This is a genomic window from Anaerocolumna xylanovorans DSM 12503, assembly GCF_900143645.1.
GTDB classification, from domain to species: Bacteria; Bacillota; Clostridia; order Lachnospirales; family Lachnospiraceae; genus Anaerocolumna; species Anaerocolumna xylanovorans.
Map to the genome: position 1 here is coordinate 1,420,833 of NZ_FRFD01000003.1, position 7,066 is coordinate 1,427,898.

6 protein-coding genes are annotated in these 7,066 nt (G+C 41.3%); 1 reads left to right on the forward strand and 5 read right to left on the reverse strand.

The window, feature by feature from the left end:
- Positions 1-6: 6 nt before the first annotated feature.
- The 4 genes from BUF11_RS06095 to BUF11_RS06110 all read right to left on the reverse strand — a co-directional run bounded on the left by BUF11_RS06095 (position 7) and on the right by BUF11_RS06110 (position 5,841).
- Positions 7-2,094 (reverse strand): class I SAM-dependent methyltransferase, encoded by a 2,088-nt coding sequence (locus BUF11_RS06095; RefSeq protein ID WP_073587824.1) that lies wholly within the window; start codon positions 2,092-2,094, stop codon positions 7-9.
- 19 nt (positions 2,095-2,113) lie between these two features.
- Complete coding sequence (locus BUF11_RS06100; RefSeq protein ID WP_073587825.1) at positions 2,114-3,025, reverse strand: NUDIX hydrolase; 912 nt, start codon at positions 3,023-3,025, stop codon at positions 2,114-2,116.
- A 247-nt stretch (positions 3,026-3,272) separates the two neighbouring features.
- Positions 3,273-3,860 (reverse strand): superoxide dismutase, encoded by a 588-nt coding sequence (locus BUF11_RS06105; RefSeq protein WP_073587826.1) that lies wholly within the window; start codon positions 3,858-3,860, stop codon positions 3,273-3,275.
- A 310-nt stretch (positions 3,861-4,170) separates the two neighbouring features.
- The gene (locus BUF11_RS06110) at positions 4,171-5,841 is read right to left on the reverse strand and encodes a formate--tetrahydrofolate ligase (RefSeq protein ID WP_073587827.1); all 1,671 of its coding nucleotides are present in this window, start codon (positions 5,839-5,841) and stop codon (positions 4,171-4,173) included.
- 161 nt (positions 5,842-6,002) lie between these two features.
- On the opposite strand from BUF11_RS06110, the gene BUF11_RS06115 reads away from it, so the two are divergent.
- On the forward strand, positions 6,003-6,665 hold the full coding sequence (locus BUF11_RS06115; protein ID WP_084558479.1) for an HAD family hydrolase: 663 nt from the start codon (positions 6,003-6,005) through the stop codon (positions 6,663-6,665).
- Positions 6,666-6,771: 106 nt separating this feature from the next.
- Here BUF11_RS06115 and BUF11_RS06120 read toward each other — a convergent pair.
- Positions 6,772-7,066 (reverse strand): IS3 family transposase (locus BUF11_RS06120; RefSeq protein ID WP_139243290.1); only part of this gene is annotated, 295 nt, incomplete at its 5' end.

The following is a 7,066-nucleotide window of genomic DNA, read 5'->3' on the forward strand; positions in this document are numbered from 1 at the left end:
TTCACACTACCGTACCTTCTCAACAACCACCAGGCAGGTACTGTCCGGAAGCCTTGCAGGCTTTCTCTCTTCATCAAAAAGCTCTATTTTCTGCGACAGGGCAACTGTATATCCCTCTTGAAGAAAATGTTTTATGGTAATAATCTTTGCACGTTCTCCCAGAACCTTTTTTATAAAATCGAGGTATTCCCCGGGCGTAAAATACCCAAACTGTTCATTTACCTCATGTACATAGGACTTCTCGCCCCAGGTATAGGTATATAGAAATTCCATGGCATCATTGACAGGAAGCTTTACTTCATTCTGTCCGATAACTTCGTACCCAATCTCCCTGCCTTTAAAATCTGCTGTATACCGTTTTAAAAATTCCATTCCATCGTGGGACAGAAACCTGATAATACGTTTTTCTTCCTTTTCTTCTGTCATAATTCCATCCCGGATAATAATTCTCCCTCCTGGCTTTAGTACCTCAAAAGCACTGACAAAGGCTGCTGCCAAGGTGTCATAGTTGAATTTCCTTCCCTCGTATTCAATATAGGAGAAGAGTTCATGAAGGATGGAGCAGAATATGATGGTATCTATACTATCCTTTGGCAAATAGGAGCTTAAGTTTAAAGCATCTCCGTACATAACCTCCCATTTCTTATCTTCGACTTGCTTTTTGCGCTTTAAGCTGTCCAGTACATTCTGGGCAATATCAATACCTGTAACCAGCTTCCCTGGGGCATTTTCCTCAATCAGGTCCATCAAAGCACCGCCTCCGGGACCGATATCAATAACCTTTTCCCCCTTTATGTAATCCAGAATAATCTTCTTATAATCAATACTCTGGTTCATGGTCTTTAAATAGGTCTCCTCCTCATAGAATCTGTCATACTTATCCTTTCTTAATCCGAACAGGTCAAAGAGAAGAACAACGGCACTTTCATATAATACATCTGCCTTTTCCGCTTCTACACAGAATTCTATGAGTTTTTCACCGGCCGGTGAATACTCAAAGTTAAAGAAAAGCGTCCCGTCAAGCTCCTTGTAAATGCTGATACTGTGCGACACATGAAGACTGTTTCTGTAATTGCCTGACAGTATCTCTTTCATGGGCATGGCAGAAAGGTAATTCTCTATAATACGCTTTTTATAGATATTAATTCGCTTTTGTCCCTCATGCTGGTAATAAATATCCTTCATAAGCTGCTCAAAACTGATATGCTTTACATCCTCTTTTGCCTGGTTTCCAATAAGAAGCAATATCTTTACAAATTCCTCCAGAGTGAAATCATACAGGGCACTTTCCACGAACCACAAATCTCTTCCCCGTAAAAGGGCAGTGAGCCTGTCTGTTATTTCATTATTGTTTACAACCAGGTCATAGCCGGTATCAAAGTCCTCGCCATTTTCTATGGAAACCTTTCTAAGGCGTCTTAACCTCTCTTTTAAATCATAATCAGCCAGGAGGTCTTCATTAACGATACTTTCAATTACCCCTTCTGCTTCACACCGGACCCTTTCCCATAGTCTGGTATCGACCCCTGAAATGATACAGCTGTTAAGGGCCTTAAGAACCTCGGTCAATCTTTCTTTTGTAAGGAAGCCTTCACTTACCAGCTTTATAAGGGGCAGGTTTTCTCTGACCGACACCTCTCCTCTTAAGTACTGTCCAATTAATCCATGAGTGCTAATAAGCGTATGGATAATATGCTTCCTTCTCTCCGCCTCTTTAGAAGCTTCTCTTAAGTAGATTTCGGCAGAACCCCTGTTATGGACAAACAAATTGATTCCATCCCGCAGCCAGCGCTTTCTGAAATAATCCGTTCCGCCTTTTGCCACCTCCGACCATATAAGGGTTTCCTCCACCAAGGAGGAGGCTTCTTCCGTTATTTCCAGGCATTCCAGGATGCGAAGGGTACGTTCCACATACTCCAGAAGATAACTGCTTCTTTTCTCTTCCATGGAATGCAGCCTCTCCAAATTAATATTTTCCTGTGAGGTTACCGCCAGATACATAAGCCATCTTGCTTCTTTTAATACCTGCTTATCTCCCTTTCTAAGACGCTCTATACAGGTAATCGAATATAAATTTCTTCTTTTGTTCTCCATACATTCCTTCCTCCCCATGCTAAATTTCAATATTAAACCGGTAGAGCTTCGACGGTCTGTGCCCTGCATCTGTCCGGTATTCTTTGGTTTCTGCTACCATACGGGCAACTTTTCTGCGGAAATTGGCTTTTAAAAGCTCTTTACCAAGTATCACCTCATACACCTGCTGGAGCTCTGTCAGTGTAAATAACTCCGGCATCAGGTGAAAGGCGATATCCGTATACATGATCTTGCTGCGAAGCCTTTCCATGGCATAGGCAATTATTCTGCCATGGTCAAAGGCGATACCCTCTGATTCTTTCAGCTTTCTATCAATAAGGACCGTGCCTTTATTTACCGTTTTAGTAACCTCTAAAACAGCCGTAAGCTTCTCTTCATCCCCTGTAAGTATCAACTGGTAGGTTTGCCTTAAGATATATCCGTCTTTGGTATCTTCTCTGCTTTCCTTAAGCAGATTATACCCAACGCTAAACCAGGCAGCCTCTGCAGCATCATCGGCTGCTTTTGGGGACAGCACCCGGCTGTCTGCCAGGGCCATGTAGGACGTACTTATCACTCTGGTTCTTGGGTCCCTTTTCACATCTCCCCAGGTATACAACTGCTCTAGATAAACATCCCGAAGTCCGGTTTCTTCTTCTAATTCCCGGTAAGCTGCTTCTTCAAGGCTTTCATCCATATTAACAAAGCCGCCCGGAAGAGCCCATTTTCCAAGAAAGGGGTGTTCTCCTCTCTTTATCAGGAGGATATTTAACATATTTTCGGGAAGCTTCCTGTAGTTCTTCTCCTTCCTCTTCTTTACGGTAAATATCAGCATATCCACTGTTACCGAAGGCCGTTCATATCTGGCCGGATTATAATCCACAAGAAATTCTGCCTCCGTAAGCCCCTTTTTGTTTCTTATTCCATCACTTGCCGATTCCTGTTTTTTCATCCTGTCCCCTTTCGTGAATATCAAATCTTGAATTTGATATTCCTGTACCTTTCTACCATTGCCTGCATGTATCTGTAATAATTTCTGATTAATGTCTTACATTGTCTTGATATTATCTCATTGATAATATGATTATTGTACAAATAATTCTCTTTGTCAACTATTAACTTGCCTGTCCTCCTATCCGACATAAAAAGTGATGGCATACTCCTTCCGGAGAACCATCACTTTGCTTTCTATAAAAATATTACTGCAGCATTGACATTCTCTCACCCACAACCTGCCAGTCAATGTTATCCATAAAGCGGTTAATATACTCTACCTTATTATCTGCATATTGCAGAAAATATGCGTGTTCATATACATCCAGAACTAATAGAGGAATAGACATTGCCATGTATCCTTCATCATGGCTGTCCAGACTGTCATTGCGGAAAGAATCAGACCTTGGATCATAGCACAGTATTGCCCAGCCCCTGCTGGCTTTGGCGGTAGCAACAAAATGATCTTTCCAGTTATCAAAGCTTCCATAATCCCTCGATAATATCTGCCTGATCCGTTCACCGGGCGTATTATTGACAGAACCTATATTTTCAAAATAAAGTTCATGGAGAATCACTCCGTTTAAAGCATAGGTTTCGCCCCGTTTAATGCCTCTGAATACACTGTAGGTAGCATTGGCATCCTTTACACCGGTATTATCCTTTAAAAGTGCATCAATCTCATTCATCTTATTAATGTAACCTTCATATAGTCTCATATGTACATCGAATTGTTCTCTGTTTATTACGGTAACATCATCGGAATATTCAAAGTTTAATTTTACAAATTGCATTTATTCTGCACCATCCTTCCTCTTATTTCTTTCCCCAATAATTATACCAATAGTTAAATATACGCTGGATAATTCCAATTAATATCATATTTTCTATTTTATTCTTTAAATTTATAGCTCGGGGCCCTTTACCATTCCCTTTGGCTATTTTCTTCTCGTTTTGGGAAAGCAGGCAAGCAGGAAGGAAACAGGAAAAAATAATAACAACGAACAGGTATACTTATCTTATTGCCAAAAAGTACTCTTAACTAAAAATACTATGGGAATTTTACCTTCCCATAGTATTTTTTATCGCGAAAATATTTACATTCTAGAATAATCCGGTAATAAAACCGTCCTTATCAACATCAATCTTTTCTGCCGCAGGTACAAGTGGAAGTCCCGGCATTGTTACGACCGTACCGGTAATAGCCACCACAAATCCTGCACCCGCTGATATATAAACCTCTCTGATATGAATGGAAAAGCCCTCCGGCCTTCCAAGCTTTGTCGGATCATCGGATAGGGAATACTGGTTCTTTGCCATGCAGACAGGAACCTCACCATATCCCATCTCCTCGATTTTCTGAAGCATCTTTTCTGCCTGGGAATCATAGGTAACAGAATCTGCTCCGTAGATTCTCTTTGCAACTGTTTCGATTTTTCCTTTTAAGGAAAGTGAAAGAGGATAAAGGGGCGCAAAGCTGCTCTTTTTTGTATCCAACATCTCTATTACCTTATCCGCCAGGGCAAGTCCGCCTTCGCCGCCCTTTTCCCAAACCTCGGAAATTGCAAAGTCACATTCTCTCTCCTCGCAGAATTCCTTAACGAATGCCAGCTCTTCCTCTGTATCCGTTGAGAAGCGGTTTAAGGTCACTACAACAGGAACGTTATAGTTCTTAAGATTTTCTATATGCTTTTCAAGATTTACGATACCTTTTTTCAGAGCTTCAAGGTCAGGCTGTCCAAGGTTTTTCTTTGTGGCGCCACCGTTGTATTTCAATGCACGTATTGTTGCCACTAACACAACACCGTCAGGCTTAAGTCCTGCACTTACGCACTTGATATCAAAGAACTTTTCAGCTCCCAGATCAGCACCAAAACCAGCCTCTGTTACTACAATATCTGCTAATTTAAGAGCCGTTTTGGTTGCCCTTACACTGTTGCAGCCATGGGCGATATTGGCAAAGGGTCCGCCATGCACAATAGCAGGAGTATTTTCAAGGGTCTGGATAATATTCGGCTTAATGGCATCCTTTAAAAGCGCCGCCATGGAACCTACTGCGTTTATTTCATTTGCCGTAACCGGCTTACCGTCATAGGTATAGGCAACAATAATTCTGGAAAGTCTTCTTTTCAAGTCTTCCATATCATCTGCCAGGCAAAGAATTGCCATGATTTCCGAAGCCACTGTTATGATAAAGTGGTCCTCTCTTACCACTCCGTCTGCCTTTCTGCCAAGCCCTACCACGATATTACGCAGTACACGGTCATTCATATCAAGACATCTCTTCCATACTATCTGGTTCGGGTCAATATTTAACCGGTTTCCCTGGTGGATATGGTTGTCTAACATAGCTGCCAGTAAATTATTGGCCGAAGTAATAGCGTGAAAATCTCCGGTAAAATGAAGGTTTAAATCCTCCATGGGTACTACCTGGGCGTAACCGCCGCCGGAAGCTCCGCCCTTTAGGCCAAAGCAGGGTCCAAGGGAAGGCTCTCTTAATGCAATAACTGCTTTCTTATCCCGCAGAGCCAGGGCCTGTCCAAGACCGACCGTTGTAGTAGTCTTTCCTTCCCCTGCCGGAGTCGGATTAATTGCTGTGACTAATACCAGCTTTCCATCCTTGTTATCCTTAACCCTATCCCATAATTCATCCGACAGTTTTGCTTTATATTTTCCGTAATAATCCAGCTCATCTTCTACTATGTCAAGTTTTTCAGCAACTTCTCTGATATGTTTAAGAGTTGCTTTTTGTGCAATTTCTATATCTGTTAACATTCTTTTACAGCCTCCTGTTAGCTTTTGCATCTATTATATACCAATTTCCCCTTGGAATGAAAGAGGCTAATTCATTATAATTACGATTGCCTTTTATTAATAATTTTGTTTTGACCATTAACATAATAAGGGGTATAATATTTAGCCAAGGAGGAATACAAATGACTGACACAATTTTATTCGACTTAGACGGTACTCTGTTAAATACCTTGGAGGATATTGCGGACGGCGTTAACCATGCCTTAAGAAAAATGAACTTCCCGGAAAGAACCTTAGAAGAAGTCAGGCAGTTTGTGGGAAATGGAGTTGTTATGCTGATAAAACGTGCCGTTCCTGACGGAACCAGCGAAGAGCTTACCAATACCTGCTTAACATACAACAAGGAATATTATTCCACCCATGTAAATGCAAAGACCCGCCCCTATGAAGGCATTATGCCATTACTGAAAGAACTGAAAGAAAAAGGGTATAAAGTAGGCGTTGTTTCTAATAAGTACGATAGTGCCGTAAAGGATTTAAGCCGCCTTTATTTTTCGGATTATATAGGGATTGCAGTCGGCAACCGGACAGGCGTTCCCACCAAACCGGCTCCTGATTGTGTATATTCTGCTATGGAAGAATTGGGTTCTTCACCGGAGGCAACTGTATTTGTGGGAGATTCCGATGTGGATGTACGTACTGCCCATAATGCAGGTCTAACCTGTATTGGTGTTTCCTGGGGCTTTCGAGGCAGAGCCTTTTTGGAAAAGGCAGGTGCTGATATCGTAATTGACAGCCCCGGTGAACTGCTTACCCTCTTAGAATCAGGGATAAATTCCAAATAACTTTCATTGATAAGAAACTCCAAACGGCTATTGAACCGACCCCCAAATGTTAGACTTAAATGATATGTACCCAGTTTTCTGGACACATCATTATTCAACTGGATGATTAGGCACTCTTGATGGATGTCTTCCTGTATATTACAGGAGGCATCCATTTTGTTTTTGATTGAATTCTCCTGTTATTATAATAATCTATATATTCATCTATTGCTTTCTTAAATTCATCGAAGGATCCAAAATCCTTTTCATGACCATAAAACATTTCGGTCTTTAGTCTTCCGAAAAAAGTCTCCATAATGCAATTATCGTAACAGTTTCCTTTACGAGACATAGATTGAATTATTCCATATTTCTTTAATTCATTACGATAGTACGCATGTTGGTACTGCCAACCTTGATCG